This window comes from Mesorhizobium sp. Arg314 (genome assembly GCF_053714275.1).
In genome coordinates this window covers 1-26,601 of the sequence record NZ_JBSKBP010000003.1, presented here as the reverse complement: position 1 = coordinate 26,601, position 26,601 = coordinate 1, and the positions used below count along the sequence as shown (strand labels likewise).

The 26,601-nt window shown below is 64.7% G+C and carries 26 protein-coding genes; 19 read left to right on the top strand and 7 right to left on the bottom strand.

Going from position 1 to position 26,601, the window contains the following annotated elements; translation table 11 throughout:
- Positions 1-165 precede the first annotated feature (165 nt).
- From ACWGS9_RS03955 to ACWGS9_RS03895, 13 genes are all read left to right on the top strand, one after another.
- Positions 166-2,094: an LTA synthase family protein gene (locus ACWGS9_RS03955; protein ID WP_454503998.1), complete on the top strand. Its 1,929-nt coding sequence runs from the start codon at positions 166-168 to the stop codon at positions 2,092-2,094.
- 401 nt (positions 2,095-2,495) lie between these two features.
- Positions 2,496-2,990: a 30S ribosomal protein S6 gene (gene rpsF, locus ACWGS9_RS03950; protein ID WP_454503997.1), complete on the top strand. Its 495-nt coding sequence runs from the start codon at positions 2,496-2,498 to the stop codon at positions 2,988-2,990.
- Positions 2,990-3,238, top strand: a complete 249-nt coding sequence (gene rpsR / locus ACWGS9_RS03945; RefSeq protein ID WP_006203718.1) for a 30S ribosomal protein S18 — start codon at positions 2,990-2,992, stop codon at positions 3,236-3,238. Before rpsF ends, rpsR begins: the two co-directional genes overlap by 1 nt.
- Positions 3,239-3,503: 265 nt before the next feature.
- On the top strand, positions 3,504-4,088 hold the full coding sequence (gene rplI / locus ACWGS9_RS03940; RefSeq protein ID WP_454503996.1) for a 50S ribosomal protein L9: 585 nt from the start codon (positions 3,504-3,506) through the stop codon (positions 4,086-4,088).
- A gap of 231 nt (positions 4,089-4,319) precedes the next feature.
- Complete coding sequence (locus tag ACWGS9_RS03935) at positions 4,320-5,609, top strand: class I SAM-dependent methyltransferase (protein WP_454503995.1); 1,290 nt, start codon at positions 4,320-4,322, stop codon at positions 5,607-5,609.
- 67 nt (positions 5,610-5,676) lie between these two features.
- The gene (locus tag ACWGS9_RS03930; RefSeq protein ID WP_454503994.1) at positions 5,677-5,997 is read left to right on the top strand and encodes a YnfA family protein; all 321 of its coding nucleotides are present in this window, start codon (positions 5,677-5,679) and stop codon (positions 5,995-5,997) included.
- Positions 5,998-6,068: 71 nt separating this feature from the next.
- A complete protein-coding gene (locus ACWGS9_RS03925; protein ID WP_454503993.1) occupies positions 6,069-7,034 on the top strand; it encodes a small ribosomal subunit Rsm22 family protein in 966 nt (321 codons plus the stop codon).
- 460 nt (positions 7,035-7,494) lie between these two features.
- Positions 7,495-8,985: a replicative DNA helicase gene (locus ACWGS9_RS03920; protein WP_454503992.1), complete on the top strand. Its 1,491-nt coding sequence runs from the start codon at positions 7,495-7,497 to the stop codon at positions 8,983-8,985.
- 65 nt (positions 8,986-9,050) lie between these two features.
- Positions 9,051-10,454 (top strand): DNA repair protein RadA, encoded by a 1,404-nt coding sequence (gene radA / locus ACWGS9_RS03915; RefSeq protein ID WP_454503991.1) that lies wholly within the window; start codon positions 9,051-9,053, stop codon positions 10,452-10,454.
- A 42-nt stretch (positions 10,455-10,496) separates the two neighbouring features.
- On the top strand, positions 10,497-11,180 hold the full coding sequence (locus tag ACWGS9_RS03910; RefSeq protein ID WP_454503990.1) for a CvpA family protein: 684 nt from the start codon (positions 10,497-10,499) through the stop codon (positions 11,178-11,180).
- Between the two features lie 114 nt (positions 11,181-11,294).
- Positions 11,295-12,776: an amidophosphoribosyltransferase gene (gene purF, locus ACWGS9_RS03905; RefSeq protein ID WP_454503989.1), complete on the top strand. Its 1,482-nt coding sequence runs from the start codon at positions 11,295-11,297 to the stop codon at positions 12,774-12,776.
- A 93-nt stretch (positions 12,777-12,869) separates the two neighbouring features.
- Positions 12,870-13,613: an SDR family NAD(P)-dependent oxidoreductase gene (locus tag ACWGS9_RS03900; RefSeq protein WP_454503988.1), complete on the top strand. Its 744-nt coding sequence runs from the start codon at positions 12,870-12,872 to the stop codon at positions 13,611-13,613.
- A 118-nt stretch (positions 13,614-13,731) separates the two neighbouring features.
- The gene (locus ACWGS9_RS03895; protein ID WP_027165524.1) at positions 13,732-13,956 is read left to right on the top strand and encodes a hypothetical protein; all 225 of its coding nucleotides are present in this window, start codon (positions 13,732-13,734) and stop codon (positions 13,954-13,956) included.
- A gap of 105 nt (positions 13,957-14,061) precedes the next feature.
- On the opposite strand, the gene ACWGS9_RS03890 is transcribed toward ACWGS9_RS03895, so the two are convergent.
- On the bottom strand, positions 14,062-14,568 hold the full coding sequence (locus ACWGS9_RS03890; protein ID WP_454503987.1) for an OsmC family protein: 507 nt from the start codon (positions 14,566-14,568) through the stop codon (positions 14,062-14,064).
- Positions 14,569-14,787: 219 nt separating this feature from the next.
- Between ACWGS9_RS03890 and ACWGS9_RS03885 the strand changes: the two genes are divergently transcribed.
- From ACWGS9_RS03885 to ACWGS9_RS03875, 3 genes are all read left to right on the top strand, one after another.
- A complete protein-coding gene (locus ACWGS9_RS03885) occupies positions 14,788-16,287 on the top strand; it encodes a S10 family peptidase (protein WP_454503986.1) in 1,500 nt (499 codons plus the stop codon).
- A gap of 140 nt (positions 16,288-16,427) precedes the next feature.
- A complete protein-coding gene (locus ACWGS9_RS03880) occupies positions 16,428-17,324 on the top strand; it encodes a DMT family transporter (RefSeq protein WP_454503985.1) in 897 nt (298 codons plus the stop codon).
- A gap of 37 nt (positions 17,325-17,361) precedes the next feature.
- Positions 17,362-18,279 carry a DMT family transporter gene (locus tag ACWGS9_RS03875; RefSeq protein ID WP_454503984.1) on the top strand — a complete coding sequence of 306 codons (918 nt, stop codon included), beginning with the start codon at positions 17,362-17,364 and terminating at the stop codon, positions 18,277-18,279.
- 135 nt (positions 18,280-18,414) lie between these two features.
- Here the strand turns inward: ACWGS9_RS03875 and ACWGS9_RS03870 are convergent, their stop codons facing one another.
- Positions 18,415-19,269 carry a LysR substrate-binding domain-containing protein gene (locus ACWGS9_RS03870; protein WP_454503983.1) on the bottom strand — a complete coding sequence of 285 codons (855 nt, stop codon included), beginning with the start codon at positions 19,267-19,269 and terminating at the stop codon, positions 18,415-18,417.
- Between the two features lie 111 nt (positions 19,270-19,380).
- Between ACWGS9_RS03870 and ACWGS9_RS03865 the strand changes: the two genes are divergently transcribed.
- Positions 19,381-19,788 carry a tautomerase family protein gene (locus tag ACWGS9_RS03865; RefSeq protein ID WP_454503982.1) on the top strand — a complete coding sequence of 136 codons (408 nt, stop codon included), beginning with the start codon at positions 19,381-19,383 and terminating at the stop codon, positions 19,786-19,788.
- 21 nt (positions 19,789-19,809) lie between these two features.
- On the opposite strand, the gene ACWGS9_RS03860 is transcribed toward ACWGS9_RS03865, so the two are convergent.
- Both ACWGS9_RS03860 and parS read right to left on the bottom strand, forming a co-directional pair.
- Complete coding sequence (locus ACWGS9_RS03860) at positions 19,810-20,316, bottom strand: RES family NAD+ phosphorylase (RefSeq protein WP_454503981.1); 507 nt, start codon at positions 20,314-20,316, stop codon at positions 19,810-19,812.
- On the bottom strand, positions 20,313-20,798 hold the full coding sequence (gene parS, locus ACWGS9_RS03855) for a type II RES/Xre toxin-antitoxin system antitoxin (RefSeq protein ID WP_454503980.1): 486 nt from the start codon (positions 20,796-20,798) through the stop codon (positions 20,313-20,315). Before parS ends, ACWGS9_RS03860 begins: the two co-directional genes overlap by 4 nt.
- Positions 20,799-21,024: 226 nt before the next feature.
- Between parS and ACWGS9_RS03850 the strand changes: the two genes are divergently transcribed.
- A complete protein-coding gene (locus tag ACWGS9_RS03850) occupies positions 21,025-23,247 on the top strand; it encodes an AMP-binding protein (protein ID WP_454503979.1) in 2,223 nt (740 codons plus the stop codon).
- 258 nt (positions 23,248-23,505) lie between these two features.
- On the opposite strand, the gene ACWGS9_RS03845 is transcribed toward ACWGS9_RS03850, so the two are convergent.
- Both ACWGS9_RS03845 and ACWGS9_RS03840 read right to left on the bottom strand, forming a co-directional pair.
- Complete coding sequence (locus tag ACWGS9_RS03845) at positions 23,506-24,321, bottom strand: CDP-alcohol phosphatidyltransferase family protein (protein WP_454503978.1); 816 nt, start codon at positions 24,319-24,321, stop codon at positions 23,506-23,508.
- A 3-nt stretch (positions 24,322-24,324) separates the two neighbouring features.
- The gene (locus tag ACWGS9_RS03840) at positions 24,325-25,161 is read right to left on the bottom strand and encodes a phosphatidylserine decarboxylase (protein WP_454503977.1); all 837 of its coding nucleotides are present in this window, start codon (positions 25,159-25,161) and stop codon (positions 24,325-24,327) included.
- Positions 25,162-25,204: 43 nt separating this feature from the next.
- On the opposite strand from ACWGS9_RS03840, the gene ACWGS9_RS03835 reads away from it, so the two are divergent.
- Entirely contained in the window at positions 25,205-26,098 is an 894-nt protein-coding gene (locus tag ACWGS9_RS03835) for an SMP-30/gluconolactonase/LRE family protein (protein ID WP_454503976.1), read from the top strand.
- Here the strand turns inward: ACWGS9_RS03835 and ACWGS9_RS03830 are convergent.
- Positions 26,074-26,415: an antibiotic biosynthesis monooxygenase family protein gene (locus tag ACWGS9_RS03830; RefSeq protein WP_454503975.1), complete on the bottom strand. Its 342-nt coding sequence runs from the start codon at positions 26,413-26,415 to the stop codon at positions 26,074-26,076. The genes ACWGS9_RS03835 and ACWGS9_RS03830 overlap by 25 nt on opposite strands.
- Positions 26,416-26,601 lie beyond the last annotated feature (186 nt).

Below are 26,601 nucleotides of genomic sequence, written 5' to 3'. Positions count from 1 at the left end.
CTCCCTGTTCCAAAAGGCTTTTTGGCGATCACACCTGATGAAAACCGCTCACGAATCGTTTGCTGGCTCTTCTTATTTCGGCCACAGGCGCTAGCTTTGCGTGACATTTCAATGACAGGAACGTGACACGCGTGGAAGGCGGGTTACCTGGCCGGGGGAAGCAGAGTGGCAAGGATCAGAAAAGGTGCGGCCAAGCCCGTGCCGCAGTTCTTGGAAGACGATCCGTCCACCGGCTACCTGCCGGGACGACCTTGGCCGACCGTACGCTACGGCCTGGCGACACTTCTTGCCTCCGCCCTGCTTGTGTTCGCGATCGAATGGATCGTGCGTGGCGATTTCTTCGGCACGGTCGATTTCTTCCTGCAACCCTTCAAGCCGGGCTGGACCACCATCATCGTCTTCGCGCTGGTGCTGGTCGGGCTCGACGCCGTGCTCGGCCGCAGCCACCAGAGCCTGATGATCGTGGCGCCGCTGACGCTGGCGCTTGCCTTTGTCGGTCGCCAGAAATCGCATTATCTCGGCGATCCCCTCTATCCGACGGATTTCCTGTTTGGCCGCCAGATCATGGCGCTGATGCCTCTTCTGGTGCGCGAGCGCCCATGGACCGCCGTCATGCTGGCTGCCGGCATCGTCGGCGGCCTGGCGCTGCTCGTCTACGGCTGGCGGACCTGGCGCCGGCGGGTGCCGATCCTCAGCCGCAAAGGCCGCCTGGCACGGCTGGCGCTTGCCGTGCCGCTGCTCGCCTTCTTTGTCTCGATCATGGATTACGCCACCTTCTCGTGGACGCGCGACCGGCTGCAGATCATCCCGATCATGTGGGACCAGAAGGAAAATTACGCCTCGAACGGTTTTGCGCTGGCCTTCGCGATGAACGTGCCCATGGCGCATGTCTCGGCGCCGCCCGGCTACTCCGAAAAATCGATGGCGGCGATCGAAGGGCCGTACATCGACGCTTCGGTGCCGGACGAGAAGCCGGATATCATCGTGGTGATGAGCGAATCCTTCTGGGATCCGTCGCAGTTGCCCGGCGTCAGCATCAAACCGGACCCGATCCCGACAGTGCGCGCCTTGCGCTCCGGCTCGATGTTTTCTCCCGAGTTCGGCGGCATGACCGCCAATATCGAGTTCGAGGCGCTGACCGGCTTTTCCAACGCCTTCCTGCCGGCCGGCTCGATCCCCTACCAGCAATATGTGCGCACCCCTACCCCGTCGCTGGCGACCTTCCTGAAGAGCGAGGGCTACAGGGCGCGCGCCATCCATCCCGGCACCAACTGGTTCTGGAACCGCGGCGCCGTCTACGCCGATTTCGGCTTCAACGACTTCCGCTCGGAAGAGACGCTGCCGCCGATGGAAAAGCGCGGGCCGCTCGCTTCCGACGCGGCGATGACCGACGAGATCATCAGCGAGGCCGACGCCGGCGACGGTCCGGTGTTCCTATTCGCCGTCAGCCTGCAGAACCACGGCCCTTACGAACCCTACCGCTACTACAACCCGACGCATTCGGTCGACGCGCCGATCAGTTCCTGGGCACGGGAATCGCTGCTTTCCTATGCCGAGGGCTCGGCCGACGCCGACCGCGGCCTGCAGCGGCTGATCGACTGGGCGAAGGCCCGCCAGCGGCCGACCATAATCGCCTTCTTCGGCGACCATCTGCCGCCGCTGGGACCCGTCTATGTCGAGACCGGCTTCCTCAAGGACAATGTGGCGCCGCGCAAGGAACCGAGCGCCGACGCCGCGCTTGAGCATCACGACACGCCTTTGGTCATCTGGTCGAACCGCTCCGGTCCGGTCGAGAGCCTGGGCGCGGTGAGCCCGGCTTTCCTGCCCTACCATATCCTGGCCACGGCGGGCATCACGCACCCCTATTACACCGGCTTCCTCGGCGCGCTGCGCGAACGCTACCGGGTGGTCGACCGCAACCTGCTCCTGTCGCCCGCGGGCGAGGCGACGCCGGACTGGGCGAGGCAAAAGCAGATCGATCCGAAGATCAACGATTTCCGGCTCATCCAGTACGACATGATGTTCGGCAAACGGCACTCGGCGCCCGACTTCTTCCCCGAGACGGTGGACAAGCTCGTCGCGCATACGAGTTGAGCCGGCGGCGATCGGAGCCGGTGGCATAGTTGACGTGCTGGCGTGGACGAGGCCTGAAACGCAATGACCGGAAAATCGATGAAATCCAGGACTGGCCGGCGTTGGCGTTTTTCTGAAGGCTGCGACACTCTGGAGCCGTGCCGGCGCCGTACCGGCCTTGCCTTCCGACAGATTTGCTATATAGACGCGCCCAATCTGCCGGTCCTTGCTGGGGGCTGAACGGAGGGCCGTGGTTTTTTCGGAAGCCACGCATGAAGCCAGAAGCGCTTCGGTCTCCCGTGTCTCCGCTCTCGACCGTCTCGTGATTGCTCCTTTCTTCCCCGTTCCGTCGGGTCAGACAAGTTGCAGAGGCTTAGCCGCGAGGGCCGGTCGAGAGAAACGAAGAAAGGCACTAAAACATAATGGCTCTTTACGAACATGTGTTTCTTGCCCGGCAGGACCTGTCGCAGCAGCAGGTTGACGCGCTTGTCGAACAGTACAAGGGCGTCATCACCGCGAATGGCGGCTCGATCGGCCGGATCGAGAACTGGGGACTGAAGTCCCTCACCTACCGGGTCAAGAAGAACCGGAAGGCTTACTACACGCTGATGGACATCACCTGCCCGCCGGCCGCGCTCAACGAGATGGAGCGTCAGATGGGCCTGTCGGAAGACGTGCTTCGCTTCCTCACCATCAAGGTCGAGGCGCATGAGGAAGGCGCTTCGGCGATGATGCAGAAGCGCGAAGAGCGCTCCGAGCGCGGCGGCTTCGGCGACCGCGACCGCGGCGATCGTGGCCCGCGCTCCTTCGGCGACCGCGACCGCGGCGACCGTGGTCCGCGTTCGTTCGGCGACCGCGAAGGCGGCGACCGTGGCCCGCGCCGTCCGCGCGAAGGCGTTGAAGGGGGTGCAGAATAATGGTCGACATCAACCAGATCCCGACCCGGCGCCCGTTCCATCGCCGCCGCAAGACCTGCCCGTTCTCCGGCGCCAATGCGCCGAAGATCGACTACAAGGATGTGCGTCTTTTGCAGCGCTACATTTCCGAGCGCGGCAAGATCGTGCCCTCGCGCATCACCGCCGTCAGCCAGAAGAAGCAGCGCGAGCTCGCCAAGGCGATCAAGCGCGCCCGCTTCCTCGGCCTGCTGCCCTACGTGGTTCGCTAGGCCTTTTAGATTGACCTTGATCTTGTCCGAAAACCGGTATCCGCTTTTCGGCATCATGGTCTAGCAAGCGGGCGGTTCGCCGCCCGCTCTTTTCACCGACGCGGCGGGCGTGTCGGATTGAGCACTAAATCCCGAGTTGAGGCCATAAGCCTCTAACTGCCAGACAGGCAGGACAGCGACACCGGCGGCGACGCCCTTTTGCTTCCTGACCTGTTCCGAAGAATCCGACGCCGTCTCGAATGGCGCCAACCGAAGGAACGAAACCATGGAAGTCATTCTCCTCGAGCGCATTTCCCGCCTCGGCCAGATGGGCGAGACCGTGAAGGTCAAGGACGGGTTCGCCCGCAATTTCCTTTTGCCGCAGGGCAAGGCGCTGCGCGCCAACGAAGCCAACAAGAAGAAGTTCGAAGGCCAGCGCGCCCAGCTCGAAGCCCGTAACCTCGAGCGCAAGTCCGAGGCCACCCAGGTCGCCGAGAAGCTCGACGGCAAGAGCTTCATCGTCGTGCGCTCGGCCGGCGAGACCGGCCAGCTCTACGGCTCGGTGTCGACCCGCGACATCGCCGACCTGCTGACCGCCGAAGGCTTCACCGTCAACCGCAACCAGATCGAGCTCAACCAGCCGATCAAGACCATCGGTCTTTCCAATGTGGCGATCGCGCTGCATCCGGAGGTCCAGGTCACCGTGACGCTCAACATCGCCCGTTCGGCCGACGAGGCGGAGCGCCAGGCCAAGGGCGAGACGCTGACCACCGCCGAAGCCATCTATGGCGACGACATCAACGACAACGCCCGGCCGGAGAATTTCTTCGACCCGAACGCCGAGTTCGAGGGCGGCGAAGAGAACGCCTGATAACCGCACAATCGAAGCAACGCTTCGGTTCACAGGCCTCCAGAATTTTCTGGACTAACGCCCGGGTCTTCGACCCGGGCTTTTTTGTGCCAAACGGAACTTTCCGACACCCTATATCTTGTGCACATTACAGCGTGGCGCGTCGATTGGACGCGGGCGACGCGTTGTGGCACTTTCGTTCTGGCATTCCAGTCCGATTACCGGGTGATCCGACTGAGGGGACATTTGGTCATGAATATCCTGTTGAAACACGTTCTCGAACGCCTGGTGCGGGCCGGCAGCCTGAAGGTGACCGGCCCCAAGGGTACGACACACAAGTTCGGCGACGGCAGCGGCGAGCCGGTGCATATCCACATCAAGACCATGCATGCCGAGCGCGCCATCTCCTTCGACCCGATGCTGGCGGTGCCCGAAGCCTATATGGACGGCGAGTTGGACGTGATCGAGGGCGGGGTGCTGGGGCTGGTGCGCATCGCCTTCCAGAATATGGGCTCGAGCGGCATCGACGTGACTTGGTCGAAGGCTATCGAGAACCTGCGTCATGCCTTCCGCCGGCTGCAGCAGATCAACACCGCCGCGCGCTCGCGCCGCAACGTGCAGCGCCACTACGATCTGTCGGGCGAGCTCTACAAGCTCTTCCTCGACGAGGACATGCAGTATTCCTGCGCCTATTTCGAACAGCCGGACATGACGCTGGACGAGGCGCAGGTCGCCAAGAAGCGCCACATCGCCGCCAAGCTGCGGCTCAAGGCCGGCCAGACCGTGCTCGACATCGGCTCCGGCTGGGGCGGGCTCGGCCTTTATCTCGCCAAGGCCTTCGACGTCGATGTGCAGGGCGTCACGCTGTCGACCGAGCAGCATGGTGTCGCCACCGACCGAGCCCACGCGATGGGCCTGCAGGACCGCGTGCATTTCGAGCTCAAGGACTATCGCGCGCTCAACGAACGTTTCGACCGCATCGTCTCGGTCGGCATGTTCGAGCATGTCGGCGTCAATCACTACCGCACCTTCTTCGACAAGGCCGCCACGCTGCTCAAGCCTGACGGCGTCATGTTGCTGCACACGATCGGCCGTTCCGGCGTGCCGTGGGCGACCAGCGCCTTCGTTCGCAAATACATCTTCCCGGGCGGCTACATCCCGGCTCTTTCCGAAGTGATGCCGGCGATCGAGAAATCCGGCCTGGTCGTCACCGACATCGAGATTCTGCGGCTGCACTACGCCGACACACTCAAGCATTGGGGCGAGCGCTTCGCCGCCAACCGCGACAAGGCCAAGGCGATCTATGACGAGCGCTTCTGCCGCATGTGGGAATTCTATCTCGCCGCTTCCGAGGCCGCCTTCCGCTGGCAGGACCTGGTGATCTTCCAGTTCCAGCTCGCCAAGCAGAACGACACGCTGCCGGTGACGCGCGACTACATGGCCAAATGCGAGAAGGCGCTTGAGCTGCGCGACCTCGGCCACCAGGAACCGGCCGCGCCTGCTGCCGCCAAGCCGACCCGCCGCCGCAAGGTGATGGAATAGACACGCATTGCCGCTTGCCATTGCGGCCTGACGCCACGAAAAAGGTCTCGTTCGCGAGACCTTTTTCATGACATACTTGATCTACATCGCAGCAGCCCTTGCCGAGATCGCCGGCTGCTTTTCGTTCTGGGCGTGGTGGCGGCTGGAGAAGTCGCCGCTCTGGCTTCTCCCCGGTCTCGTCTCGCTGGCGCTATTCGCCTTCCTGCTGTCGCTGGTCGACACGGATGCGGCGGGCCGCGCCTACGCCGCCTATGGCGGCATCTACATTGCCGCCTCGCTCGGCTGGCTGTGGCTGGTCGAAGGCGTGCGGCCCGACCGCTGGGACCTGGCGGGGGCGGCACTCTGCATCGTCGGCGCCTCCGTAATCCTGCTTGCGCCCAGAGCATGACGCCGAAAAGTGTGAAGCGGTTTTCGGACGACATCATGCTCTATCTCTTTAATTCCAAGGGAGCCTGACCGATGGAACTCCCCGCCCAATTGCGGCAAGGCGTCGACAGCCTGCTGGAGAAGGAGCCGCTCCCGGCGCTGAAACGGGCCGCCAGGACGCTTTCCGAACGCTACCGCGCCGAGCTGCGCGACGGCCGTCTGCATATGGGCGAGGAGATGGCGGTCAAGGCCTATCTGGCGACGCGGCTGCCCGCCACCTATGCCGCAGTGCGCGCCAGCCTGGAGGCGCTGACCGAGGCCCGCCCCGGTTTTCGGCCGGCGAGCCTGCTCGATATCGGCGCCGGACCTGGCACAATGCTTTGGGCCACGAGTGACGCATGGCCCGGGCTCGAACAGGCGGTTCTGGTCGAGGCAAGCGCTGCCGTGCGCAAGGTCGGGCAGGTGCTTGCAGAGGGTGCAATCGCGGCCCGCGCCGACTGGATCGCCGGCGACGCGACGATCGATCTTGACGGCATCAAGCCCGCCGACCTGGTCAGCGCCGCCTATGTGCTGGACGAGATCGTGCCCGCCTCGCTGCCGAAGCTCATCGACCGCCTCTGGCGGCTTACTGCCGACACGCTGCTCATCGTCGAGCCCGGCACGCCCGCCGGCTGGCAGCGCATCCTTGCCGCGCGGCTACAGCTGATCGAGGCAGGAGCGCATGTTCTGGCGCCCTGCCCGCACGCGGCGCCCTGCCCGATCGCGCCACCCGACTGGTGCCATTTCGCGCGCCGCGTCGCGCGGTCGCGCCTGCACCGCCTGGTCAAGGAAGCCGAGGTGCCGTGGGAGGACGAGAAGTTCATCTACCTCGCCGCCTCCCGGCAGCCGGCGCCGATCCGCCCGGCACGGGTGATCGCGCCGCCCAAGGGCGGTTCCGGCAAGGTGGTGCTGAAACTCTGCCAGCCGGACGGCAGCGCCGGCGAGCGCCTGTTCAGCAAGCGCGACGGCGATGTCTTCAAGGCGGCGCGGCGGGCGGATTGGGGCGATACGCTGGCGTAGGACGCACACCTCGACGGCATCGAAAGAAGTCGCGGTGCCAATGCGCTGGCAACTCGTTTGCTTTGGGGATTAGCCGAAGCACCCGAGCTTCGTCATCCACGGGCGGAGCGGGAGCGAAGCGGACGCGCAGACCCGTGGATGACGACTTGACGAGTGTTTCGGCTAACCTCGAACGTTCGTGCCCGCCTGCCCCAAACGGACAATACATCCGCTACGAGCGAGGCTCCAACGGCGGCTCGTCGACAAAATTGTTCTTGCTTCGTTCCGCGCCTGCACGTAAGAATTACGGCTTGCCGAGTCAACCGGAATCGGGCCACCGGAATACTGTCCTGTGGACGGTTTGCCGTTCCTGTGAACAACGTGAATCAAGGTCGGTTGGCCGCACAGTGATGCAGAAAGGTCAGCACCCGATCCGTCTCGTTCTGGTATCGAGGAAGGCGGGATCGAAATCGGGGACATCATGGCAGAGGCGGCACGAAAATTCGGCGCGGCGGAAACGCCGCTCTATCGCGAGGCACCGAACAACATCGAGGCCGAGCAGGCGCTGCTTGGCGCCATCCTCGTCAACAACGACGCCTTCTACCGTGTCTCCGATTTCCTGAAGCCCTCGCATTTCTACGAGCCGCTGCACCGCCGCATCTTCGAGGTCGCGGCAGAGCTCATCCGCATGGGCAAGATCGCGACGCCGATCACGCTGAAGACCTTCCTGCCGGCCGACGAGAAGGTCGGCGACATGACGGTGGCGCAATATGTCGTGCGGCTGGCGGTCGAAGCCGTCACCGTCGTCAACGCCACCGACTATGGCCGGGCGATCTACGACCTTGCGACACGCCGCGCGCTGATCACCGTCGGCGAGGACATGGTCAACATCGCGTACGACGCGCCGGTCGACATGTCGCCCTCCGACCAGATCGAGGACGCCGAACGACGGCTGTTCGAGCTCGCCGAAACCGGCCGCTATGACGGCGGCTTCGAAAGCTTCAACGATGCGGTCAAGACCGCCGTCGACATGGCCAACGCCGCCTATATGCGCGACGGCCATCTGTCCGGCATCGCCACCGGGCTGCGCGATCTCGACCGCCGCATGGGCGGCCTGCAGCCCTCCGATCTGATCGTGCTCGCTGGTCGTCCCGGCATGGGCAAGACCTCCCTGGCCACCAACATCGCCTTCAACATTGCCGAGGCCTACGTCCCGGCGCAGCAGGCCGATGGCAGCTTCAAAGCCGCCAATGGCGGTGTCGTCGGCTTCTTCTCGCTGGAAATGTCGTCGGAGCAGCTCGCCACCCGTATCATCTCCGAGCAGACCGAGATCTCGTCCTCGAAGATCCGCCGCGGCGAGATCACCGAGATGGATTTCGAGAAGCTCGTCGCCTGCTCGCAGACGATGCAGAAGATCCCGCTGTTCATCGACCAGACCGGCGGCATCTCGATCGCGCAGCTTTCGGCCCGCGCGCGCCGGCTGAAGCGGCAGCGCGGCCTCGACCTCATCGTCATCGACTATATCCAACTGATGCAGGGATCGAGCGCGCGCGCCTCGCAGAACCGCGTGCAGGAAATCACCGAGATCACCACGGGTCTCAAGGCTTTGGCCAAGGAGCTCGGCGTGCCGATCATCGCGCTGTCGCAGCTGTCGCGTCAGGTCGAAAGCCGCGACGACAAGCGCCCGCAGCTCTCGGACCTGCGTGAATCCGGCTCCATCGAGCAGGACGCCGACGTGGTGCTGTTCGTTTATCGCGAGGAATATTACCTCAAGAACCGCGAGCCGAAGCTCGGCACCGAGGAATACGTCAAATGGGAAAACGAGATGAACGAGGCGCGCGGCAAAGCCGAGTGCATCGTGGCCAAGCAGCGCCACGGACCGACCGGCTCGGTCAGCCTCGCCTTCCACGGCGAGTTCACGCGCTTCTCGGATTTGGCGGAAGAGCATCATTTGCCGGAAAGGTTTGAGTAGCTCTTGGGAAAGGCCTCATTCCTTCACCCTGTCCCGCCGACGTATCCATTGTCGGGCCACGCCTAATGGCCAGATCGCGCGTTCAGTTCATCTGCCAGAATTGCGGCTCGGTGCACCAGCGTTGGGCCGGCAAATGCGATGCCTGCGGCGAGTGGAACACGCTGGTCGAGGAAGGCACGTCCGGCGGCATCGGCTCGGGGCCTGCCAACACGCGCAACGCCCGCAAGGGCCGCGCCGTGGTGCTCACCAACCTGTCGGGCGACATCGAGGACGCGCCGCGCATCGTTTCGGGAATCGGCGAGCTCGACCGCGCCACCGGCGGCGGCTTCGTGCGCGGCTCGGCGCTGCTGGTCGGCGGCGACCCCGGCATCGGCAAGTCGACGCTGCTGACGCAAGCCGCCGCCGCGCTTGCCTCTAAGGGCCATCGCGTCGTCTATGTCTCGGGCGAGGAAGCGGTGGCGCAGATCAGGCTCAGGGCGCAGCGCCTCGGCGTCGCCTCGACACCCGTCGAGCTCGCCGCCGAAACCAATGTCGAGGACATCCTGGCGACGATCGCCGACGGCAAGCGGCCGGACCTCGTCATCCTCGATTCGATCCAGACGCTGTGGACCGACCTTGCCGATTCGGCGCCGGGCACCGTCACCCAGGTACGCGCGGCCGCCCAGGCGATGATCCGCTACGCGAAATCCACAGGTGCCGCGATCGTGCTCGTCGGCCATGTCACCAAGGAAGGCCAGATCGCCGGACCGCGGGTGGTCGAACATATGGTCGACGGCGTGCTCTACTTCGAAGGCGAAGGCAATCATCACTTCCGCATCCTGCGCACGGTGAAGAACCGTTTCGGGCCGACCGACGAGATCGGCGTGTTCGAAATGTCGGACAAGGGCCTGCGCGAGGTCTCCAATCCGTCCGAGCTTTTCCTCGGCGAACGCCACGCGAAATCGCCGGGCGCCGCGGTGTTTGCCGGCATGGAAGGCACCAGGCCGGTGCTCGTCGAGATCCAGGCGCTGGTCGCGCCCTCCTCGCTCGGCACGCCGCGCCGCGCCGTGGTCGGCTGGGACGGCGCGCGGCTGTCGATGGTGCTCGCTGTTCTGGAAGCGCATTGCGGCGTGCGCTTCGGCCAGCACGACGTCTATCTCAATGTCGCCGGCGGCTACCGGATCTCCGAGCCGGCGGCCGATCTCGCGGTCGCCGCCGCGCTGGTTTCGTCGCTCACCGGTCTTGCCCTTCCCGCCGATTGCGTCTATTTCGGCGAAATCAGCCTATCGGGCGCCGTGAGGCCGGTTGCGCATGCGCAGCAGCGCCTCAAAGAAGCCGAAAAGCTGGGTTTTGGAAGCGCGGTGCTGCCGCTTGGCAGCGAGGAAGTTGCCGGGGGGATCGGGGCCGGCGCGTTCCAGCCCACCGAGCTTGCCGACCTTGTGGCACGCATAGCCGGCTCGCGGCGCGGCCGTGCCGACGACGGGGAGTGACGCGGCTCGTCGGGCCGTAAGACAGGAAGTGGGGCGAGAACCATGCCGATTACGCTGCTAGACGGAATCCTCGTCGGCTTCACGCTGGTCTCAGCAATGCTCGCCATGGTGCGCGGCTTCTCCCGCGAAGTGCTGTCGGTGGTTTCCTGGGCAGCGGCGGCGGCCGCAGCATTCTTCTTCTACAAGCCGGTCCTGCCCTACGTTCAGCCCTATGTCGAGAACGACAAGATCGCGATGGCCGCTTCCGCGGGCGTCGTCTTCCTCATCGCGCTGATCGTCGTCTCCGTCATCACCATGAAGCTTGCCGACTGGATCATCGATTCGCGTATCGGCGCGCTCGACCGCACGCTCGGCTTCCTCTATGGCGCGGCGCGCGGCATCCTGGTGGTCGCGGTGGCGCTTATGTTCTTCAACTGGCTGGCCGGCGCCAAGGCGCCTGCCTGGATCGCAAACGCCAAGTCGCGGCCGCTGCTTGAGACGATCGGCGCCAAGCTTGAAAGCGTGCTGCCGGAAAACACCGAGGAACTGGTCAACAAATACACGCATAAGGGCACGCCGCAGGCCGGCGCGCCGGCCACGACCGACCAGCCCGCTGCCGAACCTCCGGCCGGCGACGAAAATGCGCCGGCGCCCGACGACAGCGAGAACGGGGCCCCGGCCGACAACGAGCCGGCGCCTGCCACGCCGGCGCCTGCCCCGGCACCCGCTCCGGCGCCGGCAAACTGATTTCGGGCAGAGTCGGCACGGCCTGCCCCTGCTATTTGTGAATGCCTGAGGGCATGCGTTGCGTTCGGCGAGCGATGGCCCTATATGGCAGCTTTAGCGGAGCTTGAGCACCAGATGGCAGACTCAACGGCAGACGCAGGCAATGTCCTTTCCGCCGAGGCCGACGACCATTTCCACGACGAATGCGGCGTGTTCGGCATATTCGGCCGGCAGGATGCGGGGGCCATCGTCACACTCGGCCTTCACGCCCTGCAGCATCGCGGCCAGGAAGCGGCCGGCATCGTCTCCTATGACGGCACCCAGTTCCATGTCGAACGCCATGTCGGCCTGATCGGCGACACCTTCACCAAGCAGCGCGTCATCGACAGCCTGCAGGGCAATCGCGCCATCGGCCACACGCGCTACGCCACGACAGGCGGCGCCGGCATTCGCAACATCCAGCCCTTCTTCGCCGAGCTTGCCGAAGGCGGTCTTGCGGTTGCCCACAACGGCAACCTCACCAACGCGCTCACCGTGCAGCGCGCGTTGCAGAAGCAGGGCTCGATCTTCTCCTCGACGTCCGACACCGAAACCCTGCTGCACCTGGTCGCGACCAGCAAGGAGCGCGATTTGAATTCGCGCTTCATCGATGCGGTACGCCAGGTCGAGGGCGCCTTCTCGCTGGTGGCGATGACGGCCAAGAAGATGATCGGCTGCCGCGACCCGCTGGGGATCCGCCCGCTGGTGCTGGGCGACCTCGACGGCGCCTGGATTCTCGCTTCCGAGACCTGCGCGCTCGACATCATCGGAGCCCGTTTCGTGCGCGACATCAAGCCCGGCGAGATGGTGGTCGTCACCTCCAAGGGCATCGAGAGCCTTTTCCCGTTCGAGCCGCAGAAGACGCGCTTCTGCATCTTCGAATATGTCTATTTCGCGCGGCCGGATTCCTCGGTCGAGGGTCGCAACGTCTACGAGGTGCGCAAGCGCATCGGCGCGGAGCTCGCGCAGGAAAGCCCGGTCGAAGCCGACATCGTGGTACCCGTGCCGGATTCCGGCACGCCGGCCGCGATCGGCTTTTCCCAGGCCGCTGGCATTCCCTTCGAGCTCGGCATCATCCGCAACCACTATGTCGGGCGCACCTTCATCCAGCCGGGCGATTCCATCCGCCACATGGGCGTGAAGCTCAAGCACAACGCCAACCGCCGCATGATCGAGGGCAAGCGCGTGGTGCTGGTCGACGATTCGATCGTGCGCGGCACCACCAGCCAGAAGATCGTGCAGATGGTGCGCGACGCCGGCGCCAGGGAAGTGCATATGCGCATCGCCTCGCCGCCGACCAGCGCGTCCTGCTTCTACGGCGTCGACACGCCGGAGAAATCGAAGCTGCTTGCCTCGCGCATGTCGGTCGACGAAATGGCCGAGTTCATTCGCGTCGACTCGCTCGGTTTCCTTACCATCGACGGCCTCTACCGCGCCGTCGGCGAAGCGCGCCGCGACAACGACCAGCCGCAATTCTGCGACGCCTGCTTCACCGGCCAATATCCCACCCGCCTGCTCGACTTCGAAGGCCACGACAATGTGCGCACGCTGTCGCTGCTGGCATCGAGCGGATCGTAGGGCGCCCGGACCTTCATTGCCTTCACCAAGTTACCCCCCTCTGTCCGGCAGGGCAGAGGGGGTGTCTCGCGCCCATCTTATGGAATCTTTCATATGACCCTCGACCTTTCCAACCGCGTGGCGGTCGTAACCGGCGCCTCGCGCGGCATCGGCTATTTCATCGCCAGGGAGCTGGCGGCGGCCGGCGCGCATGTGATCGCGGTGGCGCGCACCGTTGGAGGGCTGGAAGAACTCGACGACCAGATCAAGGCCGACGGCCGCGGCCAGGCGACGCTGGTGCCGCTCGATCTTTCAGACATGGCCGGCATCGACCGGCTGGGCGGCGCAATCCATGAGCGCTGGGGCAAGCTCGATATCCTGGTTGCCAATGCCGGCGTGCTCGGCGTGATCTCGCCGATCGGCCATGTCGAGGCCAAGACGTTCGAGAAGGTGATGACCATCAATGTCACCTCGACCTGGCGGCTGATCCGTTCGGTCGATCCGCTGCTGAGACTTTCCGACGCCGGCCGCGCCATCATCCTGTCGTCCAACGCGGCGCACTCGGCGCGCGCCTTCTGGGCGCCCTATGCGGCTTCGAAGGCGGCGGTCGAAACGATGATGCGTTCCTGGGCGCATGAGACCGAGACCCTGCCGCTAAGGGTCAATGCCGCAGATCCCGGTGCCACCCGCACGGCGATGCGCGCGCAGGCCATGCCCGGCGAGGACCCGGAGACGCTGCCGCATCCGTCCGAGATCGCCCGGCGCATCGTGCCCCTGGCAAGCCCGGAGCTGAAGGAGACGGGCCTGATCTTCCAGGCCAAGCACAACCGCTTCGTCGCCTACCGGCAGCCGGAATAATTGTTCACGGGTCTGTGAACGGCGCGGCGGAAGCGTGTTCCACTGCCCTGCTTTCGCCAGCTGCCGGGAGTTGCTAGGATCGATCCGACTCCGACATCCAGCAAAGCGAGGAACTCCCATGGCTGCTACTCCCAGCGTAGCGTTGGTCTGGTATCTGGTGATCGCCGGCCCGCAAGGCGGCATGGTGGTGCTGCCCAGCACCTTCGACACCCGCGAACAGTGCACCAACGCCGTCACCGAATATCAGAAGCAGCCGACGCCTCAGGGCTGGGCCGTGCAGTGCGTGCCGAGTGCTTCACCCTTTACCGATGAAGGAGATGCCGAAACGCCCTCGGCGCAGTAGCGCGAGGCCCTGCCACCAGGTGCCGCGAGGCCGGCGGGACAGCGCCCCCCTCTGCCCTGCCGGGCATCTCCCTCACAAGGGCCCACAAGGGGGAGATTAGCAGCTTCAGCGTTGTGCGCTCACCGTCAGCGCCGGCTTGTTGTTGATCGTCTGGAACACCACGCAGTAGCGCTCGGTGAGCTTAATGAGCGAATCGATGCGCTCCTGCGGCTCGTCGGTGTCGAGGTCGAATTTCAACCGGATCTCGCGGAATCCGACCGGCGCGTCCCTGGCGACGCCGAGCGTGCCGCGAAAATCGAGGTCGCCCTCGGCCTCGACTGTGGCGTTGCCGAGCTTGAACTCCAGCGCCGTCGCCACCGCTTTCAGCGTCACGCCGGCGCAAGCGACCAGCGCCTCCAGCAGCATGTCGCCCGAGCAAAGCTCAAGGCCCGACCCGCCCGTGGCCGGATGAAGGCCGGCAACAGCAAGCGCCCTGCCCGTCTCCACCTTGCAGGCGATCGACTGGTCGTCGAGCGTTCCGCGGGCTCTCAGCGTGATCAGCGCCCGCGCGGCGTCGTCGCGATAGGCTTCCTTCAGCGGCGCCTGCATGGCCTTGAGTGCGGTGGCGTCCATTGTCGAGATTCCTTTCGATCAGTCTTTGGTGGTTGATAGCACTGTCTGAGGTGCATGGGCAGAATCTGCAGCGCCCTTCGCCCAACATTGGCGATTGGCGAAAGCAAACGTGACGGCTGATCTCCCCCCTTGCGGGGGAGATTGGCAGCTTCCGCGATACCGCCCTTTGACTTCGCCCGCCCCAGCCATACCTTGCGCTAATCATCCAGCGGAGTTCTCATGCGGTCCAAGCTCATCGCCCTCATCCTCCTTCTTGTCGCCGCCTTCGCGCAGCCAGCGCTCGCCGCCGAAGCACCGGAACGGCAGGCGCCGGCCGGCGGCGTGCTGTCGCTGTTGCCGCCGCCGCAGGTGACCGAGCATTCCATCACGCTTGGCGGGCGCAAGCTGGACTACCAGGCCAAGGCCGGCACGCTGTCGCTCTTATCCGGCAAGGGCGAGGTTACGGCCGAGATCTTCTATGTCGCCTACACGCAGCAGTCGCCCGCCCCGGCGAAGGAGCGGCCGATCACATTCGTCTTCAACGGCGGGCCGGGCGCGGCTTCGGCCTATCTGCATCTCGGCGCGATCGGACCGCGCATCGTCGAGACCGCGGCCGACGGCGAATTCCTGCGGCCGCCGCAAAAGCTCATCGACAATCCCGACAGCTGGCTCGACATGAGCGATCTCGTCTTCGTCGATCCGGTCGGCACCGGCTACAGCCGCGAGGCGCCGGGGCATGAGCCGAAGGAATTCTGGAGCGTCGACGCGGACGCCAGTTCGGTCGGCGCCTTCATCCGCCTCTATCTGGCGCAGAACGGCCGCACCGGATCGCCGCTATTCCTCGCCGGCGAAAGCTATGGCGGCTTTCGCGCGGCGCTGCTTGCCCGCACGCTGCAGGAGGATGTCGGCCTGAGCCCGAGCGGCATCGTGCTGATCTCGCCGGCGCTGGAGTTCATGCTGGTGCGACCCGATCAGTTCGACCAGTTGCACTGGGCGCTGGAGCTGCCTTCGCTGGCGGCGACGCGGCTGAAGGGCGACGGTGTGGCTGGTGACGCGTTGCGCGACAGGCTCGCCGAGGTCGAGCATTACGCGCTCGGCGATTACCTGACGGCGTTGAACAGCGGGCTGGAGCAAGGCGGCAAGCTGGCAAGCGGACGCGTTTCGGAGATCACCGGCCTGCCGCTCGAGCTCGTTCAACGCAATTTCGCCCGCATCCCGATCGGCCTCTTCGCCAAGGAATTCCGGCGCGCCACGGGCAAGGTGCTCAGCCCCTATGACGCCACCATCGGCACCGCCGATATCGCGCCTCAAAGCGCGCGCGACGCCGGCCCCGATCCGGTGCTCGACCGTAGCGTTCCGGTGCTCACCTCCGCCTTCGTCGCCTATGCCCGCGACGAATTGAACTACCGCACCGATGTCAGCTACCGGCTGCTCAATGACGAGATCAGCCGCAGCTGGGATTACGGCACCTCGGGCCAGGGCTATGCCGGCGTGATGAACGACCTGCAGCGGGCGCGCTCGCTCAACCCGGCGCTGGGCGTCGTCATCGTCAACGGCTACACCGACCTCGTCACGCCCTATCTCGCCTCGCGCTATCTGGTGAACCAGGTTCCCTCGCTATTCGACGCCAAGCCGATCCGGCTCGACGTCGTCGACGGCGGCCACATGATGTATCTGCGGCCGGACGGACGGCGCGCGCTGAAGGACGCCGCATCGGAGCTCTACCAGGCGACGCAGTAGGCCCCGACCGGCCCAAAGCGAAAGACCTGCGCCAACGCAAGCGCCGTGCTGGAACAGCGCAGCACCTGTTTTCACTCGTATAGCTGCGGGTGTGGCTCCGACTGGGGCGGAACCGCGTCACGCAAACACGCTGAAACAGCATGGCCGATGTCGTCGTCCTCGAAAGCCGCGAAAGGGTGCTGGCCGGCATCCTGTTCACGGCTGCCGCCTATTTCCTGTTTTCGGCGCAGGATGCCTCGATCAAGCTTTTGGTCGCCGGCATGGCCGTCTGGCAGATCATGTTCGTCCGCTCGATCACCGTGCTCGTCGCCTGCGGCGCGATCGGCGGCAAGCGGCTGTTTGCCGATACGATTGACTCGCCGATCGTCAAGCCGATGCTGGTGCGCAGCGCCTTCACGCTGGCCGCCTGGCTTTGCTACTACAACGCCGCCCGCTCGCTGCAGCTCGCCGAACTCACCACCATCTATTACGCCGCGCCGATCATCGTCACCGTGCTTTCGGTGCTGATCCTTGGCGAGACGGTGCCGCTGCTGCGCTGGCTGGCGGTGTTCATCGGTTTCGTCGGCGTGTTCATCGCCTGCGATCCGGCGCGGCTCGGCCTCTCGCTGCCGGTGCTTCTGGTGCTGGCGGCGGCCGTCCTTTGGGGGATCGCCGTGGTGCTGTTGCGCAAGACCGCCATGCAGGAGCGCACCATGATCCAGCTCGTGCTCAACAATTTCTATTTCCTGCTCTTCTCGGCCGTGCCGGCGCTGATCTGGTGGCACATGCCCGACGGAACGCAGCTCCTCTTGCTCGTCAGCGTCGGCGCGCTCGGCGGCGTGGCGCAATACATGCTGTTCGAGGGCATGAAGCGCGCGCCGGTGTCGATCGTGGCGCCGTTCGAATACACCTCGCTGGTGTGGGCCTTCGCGCTGGGCTTCGCCATCTGGGGAGACCTGCCGCGCACGGAGGTGTTCATGGGCGCGGGGCTGATCATAGGCGCCGGGCTGCTGATCGTCGGCAACGAGCACTTCCGCAAACGGGAGCAGGCCTCATGACGGAACGCTGTCAGCAGCAACCAAATAGGCTTGCGCCATGACGGATACGCTGGGCATGCCGGAAAAGCTTGCGCCTAGGGCGGCCGATGCAGCGGCCGAGCGCACGCTCGGCATCATCCTCGTGTCGGCCTCAGCCATCGCCTTCGCGCTCACCGGCGTGCTGACCAAGTCGATCCACGCCGATCCTCTGACCATCACCTGCTGGCGTGGTTTTTTCGGCTCGATCCTGATCAGCTTCTATGTGCTGTGGCGCCGGCGCCGCTCGGGCGGGCGCGAAAGCCTGAAACTCGGCTGGCGCGGCTGGCTGCTTGCGGTCGAGGGCGCTGCCGCCAGCATCGCCTTCATTTCGGCCTTCAAATTCACCTATGTCGCCAATGTCGCGGTCATCTATGCGACCTCGCCCTTCATCGCGGCGCTGCTTGCCTTCCTTTTCGTGCGGGAAAAATTCCGGCTGCAGACGATGGTTGCGGCCGCCGTATCGCTTTGCGGCGTCGCCATCATGGTAGGCGCCGGCCTCGGCAACGGCCATCTGTTCGGCGACGGGCTGGCGCTGCTGATGACCGCCGGCAGCGCGCTTTATATGATCATGGTGCGCGCCTTTCGCGATTCGCCCGTCGTCTGGGCGGGTGCTGTCTCGGCTTTCCTGCTTTTCGTGCTCGGCTGGTTCGTCACCGATCCGCTGGCCGTGTCGGCACGCGACGTGGTGCTGCTTGCCGCCTTCGGCTGCTCCTTCGCGATGGCCTCGATCCTGTGGACGGAGGGTTCGCGGCTCATCCCGTCGGCGGAAGCCGGCCTGCTCGGCTCGGCCGAGGTGCCGTTTGCCATCCTGTTTGCCCTGCTGTTCCTCGGCGAAGTCCCGCCAATGGCCAGCATCATCGGCGGCGCCATCGTGCTTTGCGCGGTTTTCGCGCACGCCGGACGCGACTGGCTGAGGGCGAAAACGGCGCGCTCGTAAAATTATTTTGCCGAGTCACGGAACCATCATCAGAGTCACGCATTATCGGATCGACGGGTCACCCCCCAAGTCCCCCCAAACCCCTCGACCCGTCCGACTAGAAGCCGACCCCGCAAAAGGTCGGCTTTTTCTTTGTCAGGACGACAACGCCAGGCCAGCACCGAGCAGCTCCGCCAGATCCCGCGCAGGGCGGGCGGCCTCGCGGCCGAGCCGGATGGCGAAGTCGGCCATCGGCAGCGGCGGCAGGTCGAGATCGGCGGAGGCCTCCACGATACCGGAATGGGCGAAACGCCGGGTGCGCGGCGTCAGCGCGATGCCGGCATCGACCGCGGTGCGCAGGCCGGCAAGGCTGGCGCTGCCGGCGGCAATGCGGTAGCGGCGGCCGGCGACGTCGAGGGCATTGAGCGCGGCATCCCTGAAACCGCAATAGGGGTCAAGCAGGGCCAGCGGCACCGCTTCCTGCCGTGTCGCCAAGCCTTTTTCCGAGCAGAGCCACAGCATCGGCTCGCTGACCAAGGCCGCTTCATCCGGCGATGGGGCATGGCGCATGGTGATCGCGAGGTCGAGCTGGCCCGCCTGCAGCGCCGATCCAAGCTCCAGGGAGCGGCCGACGCGCAGCTCGATCCTGACGCGCGGATGGCTGACGGCGAAGGCGCGCAAAAGGTCCGGCAAGCCGCGGTCGGCAAAGTCCTGCGTCGTGCCGATGGCGATGCGGCCGCCGGCGCGCGCGCCCTTCAGCGCCAGCCAGGCCTCGGTGTGGACGGCAAGGATGCGCCGCGCGTGGCCGACAAGGTCCTCGCCGGCCGGCGTCAGCCCGCGGCCCCTGCCCTGCGGGACCAGCAACGGCTCGCCGACGATCTCTTCCAGCCGCTGCATCTGCGCGGTCACCGCCGACGGCGTGCGGCCGACGGTGGATGCGGCCTTGGCGAGCGAACCGCCGTCCACGAAGGCGAGGAAGGTTCTCAGGAGATCGGGATCGAGCGTTTCCATACTTCGACAATATCGAATCATTTGTCAGAAACAATTCGATTTTGTTGATGTTAAGGTAGTGACATGGTCCTCCCATCAAAGGGCAAGACGCCCAACCCGAAGGAGAGAAAAATGCCGATCATCACCATCAGCGTCACCGGCAAGCCGGACGCCAAGCTGTCCGCCGCTATTGCCAAGGAGGTCACCGAGATCACCGCCACGCAGTTGCGCAAGGATCCGACGATCACGGCCGTTGCGGTAAACTACATCGACCCCCAGCACTGGTTCGCCGGCGGCAAGTCGCTGGCCGAGCACGGCACCAACACGTTCTGGCTCGACATCAAGGTCGTCGACGGCACCAACACCAAGCTCGAGCTCGAAGCCTATCTCAAGGCGATCTTCGAGGCTTTCGGCCGGCTGCTGGGCGGCGTGCATGAGGAAAGCTATGCCTTCGTGCACGAGGTGCCGGCTTCGGCCTATGGCTATGGCGGCAAGACGCAGGAGTTCCGGTTCATCAGCGGAAGGTTGAAGGCGGCGTGAGGGCATCTGCACCTTCGCCATCTATCTCGCGGGAGGATGAAGCCTTGTATCAAGCGCGAAATCCTCCTGGAGATGCAGCCCGTAAAGGCCAGCCGCCCGGCCGGGATCGAACACCAGGTTCCAGCTATGCTGAGACACCGCACTGGGAATTAGAAACAAGTGGTACTTTGCGAGCAGATCGTCGCCAAATTGCTGCTGCCCTGCGCTGGGAATGCCGGGGCGCAGCCAGTTTGCGTTTGGGATATCGTCAATTTCCACCACATGGATCTTTGACGGATCGGCGATATCGAATGCCGTCAACACGTGACGGACAGTATCGAGCGTCCGAAACCCCTTGTGAACGGCCACCTCAAGAATGGCAGTCGAGGGATCAACGGACGAGTACACGGCCCTGACACCTTTGCTATTCCACCTTCCTCCGAGTTTGAAGGCTCCCTCACCGCTGTCCCAAGCTGCCTCGAAGCGTTTGTGGTCAAGTCTCCAGCCGAGGACAGTTCCTGTTCCAAGAGAGCCTGGCACAGGCGTCACGCGTAGACACCGTAGTCGAGCCGCTCAAGAAACTCCTGTACGAGTATAGTACCCGCCGCCGTGGCCAGCAGATCGATCGGTCGCCGGTTGTCCAAGCCCATAGCGGGTTCAATCATCCATTTTTCAGCCTCTTCCTGAGTCCCAAGAACGGAGGTGGCCTTCGTGAGAACCCTGGCGAAATTCCAGGTTCTAGAGCCTTGCTCCCGATTGAGGGTCCTGGAGTGATCCGACTTGTGCCGCTGAAATGTCCGCTCGCTCATGCCGAAGGCCGCCTCGAAGGCATCTGCATCAATGACTGTCAGTTGCCCGACAAGACTTTCCAAGGCCTGGCTTGGAATTCCATGCAGGATCATTTCGTGTGCTTCGAGCGGACTGGACACGGAGAATCCAAGAACCTTCTGTCCGCCGAACAGGTCGACTAGCCGTTCGAACTCCGGCTCCATGCGCGGTGCTTCGGCAAACCCCGTCGGGAAATTGGCCATGTTACTTCTCCGTCACGTGTCGCTTTATTTACGACATGTGGCGGAGCTTTTCAAGTGGGCGCATTTCAAATGAAGAACGATCGCCTGGCATCGCTGCCCAGTGCGAAATCGAGGCATTGCGCGGTCGCCCCCTCCCGCACATTGACCTTGCCCTCCATTCCGCTACCCTCTGCCACCGAAGCGGCCGCTTAAAGAGCCGCGCTGGAGGAGACTGGGAGAGAGCGGCATGATCCTGACCCTGGCGCTGCTGGCGGGCCTTGTCTTTGCCTGGCTGCTGATCGCGGTGATCGAAAGGTTCCGGCTCGACCTGCGCTTCACCCAGGCGCTGCTCTATGTGCCGTTCAAGCTCGCCTACCGCATCGCCGACAACCGCATCCGCATTGCCCGCAGCGCGAAGACGCCGGTCATCTATGTGGTCTCGCACCAGTCGCGCATCGAGCCGGCGCTGATGCTGTCGCTGCTTCCCGACGACACGCTGCACATTCTGGACGAGGCTTCGGCGCGCTCGCCCTGGCTGGAGCCGTGGCGCGAGCTTGCGCGCACGATTGCCTTCAATGCCGAGCATGTCTTCGTCAGCCGCCGGCTGGTGCGCGTGCTGAAGGGCAAGGGACGGCTCGCCGTCTATCTGCCCGACAATGTCGAGCCGGACGTGAAATCCTTCCGGCTGTTTCGCGCCATCACCCGCATCGCCATGCAGGCAGACGCCCGTATCGTGCCGATCTTCGTTGCCGGCACGCGCGACCTGCCGGTGTCACTGACGCCGAAGGAGAAAGCGCCTCGCCACTGGTTCCCGCGCCTGTCGGTGAGCGTGCTGGAACCGATGACCATCGCCGAGCTGGTGGCGCGCAACCCCGACATGGCCTCAAACACCAACGCGCTGTTCGACCATTTCGCCGAGGCGCGGCTCTATGGCACAGATCTCGACCGCGGCCTGTTCCTCGCCATGCGCGACGCGGCAGATCGCGTCGGCCCCTCGCATGCGATCATCGAGGATGTGATTTCCGGTTCGCTCAGCTATCGAAAGCTGTTCATCGGCGCCCGCGTGCTCGGCCGCCACTTCGAGGCGGTGACGGCGCCCGGCGAAGCGGTCGGGGTGCTCTTGCCCAACGCCAATGGCGTGGTGCTGTCCTTCGTCGGCCTGGTCTCGGCGGCCAGAGTAGCGGCGATGATCAACTACACAGCCGGCCCGGCGAGCGTGACCGCGGCGATCCGTACCGCGGTCATCAGGACGGTGGTGTCATCCCGCGCGTTCATCGAAAAGGCGGGCATCGACGACATCGTCGCCGCTGTCGAGGCGGGTGGGGCCAAGATGCTGTGGCTGGAGGATGTGCGCGCCAGCGTGACGACCCTGGACAAGATCGCCGCCGCGCTTCTGTGGCGCTTTCCGCTGCAGCGGCAGCAGGCGGGCAAACCGGCGGTGATCCTGTTCACCTCCGGCTCGGAAGGCACGCCGAAGGCGGTTGTCCTGTCGAACCGCAACCTGCTTGCCAACGTCATGCAGGCCGAGGCGCGCGTCTCCGTCTCGCCGGCCGATATCCTGCTCAACGTGCTGCCGGTGTTCCATTCCTTCGGGTTGACCGGCGGCACCATCCTGCCGCTGGTGCTCGGGATAAGGCTGTTCCTCTATCCCTCGCCGCTACACTACAAGATCATCCCCGAGATCGCCCGCAAGGTGAAGCCGACCGTCATGTTCGGCACCGACACCTTCCTTGCCAACTACGCCCGCACCGCCAAGGACGGGGACTTCTCCAGCCTGCGCTTCGTCGTTGCCGGCGCCGAAGCCGTGAAGCCGGAGACGCGGCGCACCTATCGCGACCGTTTCCAGGCCTCGATCGTGGAAGGTTTCGGGCTGACGGAGGCGGCACCCGTGGTGGCGGTGAACACCGCGATCCACAGCCGCGACGGCACGGTCGGGCGGCCACTGCCGGCGATCAGGATGAAGCTGGAGCCCGTCGAAGGCATCGCCGAGGGCGGCCGGCTGTGGCTCGACGGGCCGAACATGATGATGGGCTACATGACCGCCGACCGTCCCGGCGAATTGCAGACGCTGGAAGGCTGGCATGATACCGGCGACATCGTCTCGATCGACCGTGAGGGCTTCATCACCATTCGCGGGCGGGCAAAACGTTTTGCCAAGATCGCCGGCGAGATGGTGTCGCTGGGCGCCGTCGAGATGCTGGTGCAGTCGCTGTGGCCGGAAGAGCGCCACGCGGCGGTGGCGGTGCCGGACAAACGACGCGGCGAGCGCATCGTGCTGGTGACGACGGCTGACGACGCCAATCCGGAAGAGCTGCGCCAGTTCGGCAAGAAGGCGGGCGCCGCCGAGCTGATGGTGCCCAACGACATCATCAAGGTGGACGAGATCCCGGTGCTGGGCTCCGGCAAGACGGATTATATCTCGGCGCGCAAGCTGGCGATCGATCGCCTGGGGCTGGGCGTGGCGGCGTAGCGCCTCTATCTCCCCCCTTGTGGGGGAGAAAGCATTTTCCTGCATTTGCGAGCGGGCTTGTCCCCGAGCAAGTGCTTGGAAAATGCCAGAGAGGGGATTTCGTAGGGCGCGGACGCTGCTTCGCGTAGAGCGCCAACTTCTCATGGTGGGCGCCTTTCCCCCTCACTTGCGATTTCTAACACTTAGCTTCGCTAAGATGTTGAAATCGCTTTCTCCCCCACAAAGGTCCCACAAAGGGGGGAGATAACGGCGCCGCGCCTACCCGATATCCGAAGGCGGCACCTTTTCCCCCTCCAGCATTGCGCGCTTGGAATAGGCGCGCACACTGAACGGCAGGAAGAGCAGATAACCCCCTACCGACGCGGTCAGCGTGTACCAGGGGTAGGCCATCAGCAGCAGAATATAGAGCACCGCGCCGAGGATGACCGGCAGCACCCTGTCGCCCGGCACCTTGATGCTTTTGCCCGAATAGACCGGCAGGCGGCTGACCAGGAGGAAAGCGATGAGCACGGTGAAGCCGGTGGCGACGAAGGCGGCCGGCCGGGTTGGCTCCAGCCCGAGCCGCAGGAAATAGAGATAGAGCGGCAGCATGACCAGCACAGCGCCGGCCGGGGCCGGCACGCCGACGAAGTATTCGGTCTGCCAGGCCGGCTGGTCGGTGTCGTCGGCCAGCACGTTGAAACGGGCAAGCCGCATGCCGCAGGCGATGGTGAACAGAAGTGCCGCGATCCAGCCGGGCGAGCCGGCGCGGTCGAGCAGGAAGGCATAGAGCACCAGGGCCGGCGCCACGCCGAAATTGACGATGTCGGCCAGCGAATCCATCTGGGCGCCGAATTTCGAGGTGGCTTTCAGCATGCGCGCCAGCCGCCCGTCGATGCCGTCGAGGAAGGCGGCAAGCAGCACCATGACCACTGCGATCTCGAAACGGTTCTCGAAGGCGAAGCGGATTCCCGAAAGGCCGGCGCAGATGGCAAGCACGGTGACCAGATTGGGCAGCACCATGCGCATCGGGATCTCGCGGATGCGCGGACCGCCGCTGGCATGGGCCTCGAATTTTTTGAACGGCGCGCCCAACGCTCAGGAAATCCTGACCAAGGGCGTGACCGCCGTGCCGCCGAATTCGGCGAGCACGGTCTCGCCGCCGACCGCCGTCTGGCCGACCGCGACGCGCGGCACGGCGTTCGACGGCAGGAAGACGTCGACACGCGAGCCGAAGCGGATCAGGCCGAAACGCTCGCCAATCGCGATCGAGCCGCCCGTCTCGGCCCAGCAGACGATGCGCCGCGCGACAAGGCCGGCGATCTGGACGGCGGCAACCGTGCCGTTGGGGCTGTCGATGACCAGCCCGTTGCGCTCGTTCTCAGCACTTGCCTTGTCGAGTTCGGCATTGAGGAATTTTCCGGGCTTATGCTCGATGCGGGTGATCCGGCCGCGCACCGGGGCGCGGTTGATGTGGCAGGAAAACACGTTCATGAACACCGAAATGCGGGTCATCTCGCCGGAGCCGAGACCAAGCTCGCTCGGGGGCACTGCGGGTCCGACCGCCGAGACGACGCCATCGGCCGGGCTCACCACCAGCCGGTCGTCAACCGGCGTGACGCGCTCGGGATCGCGATAGAAATAGATGCACCAAGCGGTGAGGATCAGCCCGATCCAGAACAGGATCGAGGAGAAATAGCCGAGAACCAGCGTTGCCGCGGCAAAGGCGGCGATGAAGGGATAGCCTTCGCGATGGATCGGAACGAACGTATTCTTGACCGAGTCGAGAAGCGTCATAGGGCTCAAGGGCAGTCCCTGTTTCAGGTTGCGCCTCAATAGCGGAAAGCCCCCCTCCCTGCAACGCAACAATGGCGGAGGATGGGCGAGGCTGTGTGGCGACACTGATTTCCGCACCGAGTGTCGGAACCTGGCCATCTCATCCGTCCTAGGCTGGACAACACACCCAGGGAACCAGCCAATGTCGTCATCGAGCAGCGCGAGGAAAGCCAATATCATCACCGAGGGCCTTGCCTTCGGCGAGTCACCGCGCTGGCATCAGGGCCGGCTCTGGCTCTGCAACTGGGGCACCGGCGAGATCGTCGCCGTGGACGAAGATGGCAAACCAGAGGTCGTGCTTAGGGTGCCGGCCGTCCTGCCCTATTCGATCGACTGGCTGCCGGATGGACGATTGCTCGTTGTTTCCGGCCGGGACGGCCTTCTGCTGCGGCAGGAAGCGGACGGGACGCTCGTCACCCATGCCGATCTCAGGCAACTGTCGAAGAACCCCTGGAACGAAATCGTCGTCGACGGGCGCGGCAACATCTATGTCAATGGCGGCGGGCCGGCGCCAGCGCCGGGCGAGCATTTCGGGCCGGGCACCATCGTGCTGATCACGCCGGACGGCGCGGTTCGACAGGTCGCCGAGGATATCGCTTTCGCCAACGGCATGGCGGTGACGCCGGACAACCGGACGCTGATCGTCGCCGAATCCCATGCCAACCGATTGACCGCGTTCGACATCGGCGAAGATGGCGGCCTCGCCAACCGGCGCGTCTGGGCCGATCTCGGCAACGACTATCCCGACGGCATCTGCTTCGATGCCGAAGGCTGTGTCTGGTATGCCGACGTGCCGAACCAGCACTGTGTCAGGGTGCGCGAAGGCGGCGACAAAATCGACAGTGTCGAGGTCGATCGCGGCTGCTTTGCCTGCATGCCGGGTGGTGCCGAGGGTAGGACGCTGTTCATCCTCGCCGCCGAATGGCGTGGCTTCGAAAACATGGTGAGCGACGCCCGCACCGGCCAGGTGCTGAGCATCGCTGTGTCCGCGCCGGGAACCGGATGGCCTTCTTACAATTCCGGCACGCGCTGGTAGTTGGCGATGTCGGCCTTGACGCCCAGGCGCGCGATGGTTTCCTGCGCGCTGAAAGCGATGCGCTCGTGTGCTGTCTTGACGATCGGCACCACCTTGTCGACCGCGGCCTGGCTTTCCCACTCGACCATGGTGACGATGTTGAACTCGCCCGGGCCGGAGACCTGCTCGAGCAGGAAATCCTGCACAAAGCCTTCCTGCTGGCGCAGCAGTTCATGCGTCATGAAAACCTTGCCGATGATTTCGTCGCGCGCTGCCGCCGGCACGACGAATTTGTCAACCCGGAACACGCTGCCATTGCGCTGATTTTTGGTGCTCATTTATCCATCTCCGATTTGGAAGGTTGCTTGGCAGGAGGCTCGGAGACGGTTTGCAAGCTCAAGGTAAGTTGAGGTCAAGGGGAATTTTTCCCCTTCCTTCTCCCCTTGCGGGAGAAGGTGGATCGGCGCGCAGCGCCGAGACGGATGAGGGGTGCTCCAGCGGAGTGAGGCGTTGGTGTTCCCTGG

Excerpts from the sequence above, each read along its gene's own strand:
- ACWGS9_RS03930 (WP_454503994.1), top strand. The coding sequence starts at position 5,677 with ATGACATACTTGATCTACATCGCAGCAGCCCTTGCCGAGATCGCCGGC.
- ACWGS9_RS03865 (WP_454503982.1), top strand. The coding sequence starts at position 19,381 with ATGCCGATCATCACCATCAGCGTCACCGGCAAGCCGGACGCCAAGCTG.
- ACWGS9_RS03890 (WP_454503987.1), bottom strand. The coding sequence starts at position 14,568 with ATGGACGCCACCGCACTCAAGGCCATGCAGGCGCCGCTGAAGGAAGCC.
- parS (WP_454503980.1), bottom strand. The coding sequence starts at position 20,798 with ATGGCCAATTTCCCGACGGGGTTTGCCGAAGCACCGCGCATGGAGCCG.
- rpsF (WP_454503997.1), top strand. The coding sequence starts at position 2,496 with ATGGCTCTTTACGAACATGTGTTTCTTGCCCGGCAGGACCTGTCGCAG.
- ACWGS9_RS03895 (WP_027165524.1), top strand. The coding sequence starts at position 13,732 with ATGGCTGCTACTCCCAGCGTAGCGTTGGTCTGGTATCTGGTGATCGCC.
- ACWGS9_RS03875 (WP_454503984.1), top strand. The coding sequence starts at position 17,362 with ATGACGGATACGCTGGGCATGCCGGAAAAGCTTGCGCCTAGGGCGGCC.
- radA (WP_454503991.1), top strand. The coding sequence starts at position 9,051 with ATGGCCAGATCGCGCGTTCAGTTCATCTGCCAGAATTGCGGCTCGGTG.
- ACWGS9_RS03920 (WP_454503992.1), top strand. The coding sequence starts at position 7,495 with ATGGCAGAGGCGGCACGAAAATTCGGCGCGGCGGAAACGCCGCTCTAT.
- ACWGS9_RS03840 (WP_454503977.1), bottom strand. The coding sequence starts at position 25,161 with ATGGCCAGGTTCCGACACTCGGTGCGGAAATCAGTGTCGCCACACAGC.
- ACWGS9_RS03835 (WP_454503976.1), top strand. The coding sequence starts at position 25,205 with ATGTCGTCATCGAGCAGCGCGAGGAAAGCCAATATCATCACCGAGGGC.
- ACWGS9_RS03925 (WP_454503993.1), top strand. The coding sequence starts at position 6,069 with ATGGAACTCCCCGCCCAATTGCGGCAAGGCGTCGACAGCCTGCTGGAG.
- ACWGS9_RS03935 (WP_454503995.1), top strand. The coding sequence starts at position 4,320 with ATGAATATCCTGTTGAAACACGTTCTCGAACGCCTGGTGCGGGCCGGC.
- purF (WP_454503989.1), top strand. The coding sequence starts at position 11,295 with ATGGCAGACTCAACGGCAGACGCAGGCAATGTCCTTTCCGCCGAGGCC.
- ACWGS9_RS03870 (WP_454503983.1), bottom strand. The coding sequence starts at position 19,269 with ATGGAAACGCTCGATCCCGATCTCCTGAGAACCTTCCTCGCCTTCGTG.
- ACWGS9_RS03830 (WP_454503975.1), bottom strand. The coding sequence starts at position 26,415 with ATGAGCACCAAAAATCAGCGCAATGGCAGCGTGTTCCGGGTTGACAAA.
- ACWGS9_RS03885 (WP_454503986.1), top strand. The coding sequence starts at position 14,788 with ATGCGGTCCAAGCTCATCGCCCTCATCCTCCTTCTTGTCGCCGCCTTC.
- ACWGS9_RS03880 (WP_454503985.1), top strand. The coding sequence starts at position 16,428 with ATGGCCGATGTCGTCGTCCTCGAAAGCCGCGAAAGGGTGCTGGCCGGC.
- rpsR (WP_006203718.1), top strand. The coding sequence starts at position 2,990 with ATGGTCGACATCAACCAGATCCCGACCCGGCGCCCGTTCCATCGCCGC.
- ACWGS9_RS03850 (WP_454503979.1), top strand. The coding sequence starts at position 21,025 with ATGATCCTGACCCTGGCGCTGCTGGCGGGCCTTGTCTTTGCCTGGCTG.
- rplI (WP_454503996.1), top strand. The coding sequence starts at position 3,504 with ATGGAAGTCATTCTCCTCGAGCGCATTTCCCGCCTCGGCCAGATGGGC.
- ACWGS9_RS03910 (WP_454503990.1), top strand. The coding sequence starts at position 10,497 with ATGCCGATTACGCTGCTAGACGGAATCCTCGTCGGCTTCACGCTGGTC.
- ACWGS9_RS03900 (WP_454503988.1), top strand. The coding sequence starts at position 12,870 with ATGACCCTCGACCTTTCCAACCGCGTGGCGGTCGTAACCGGCGCCTCG.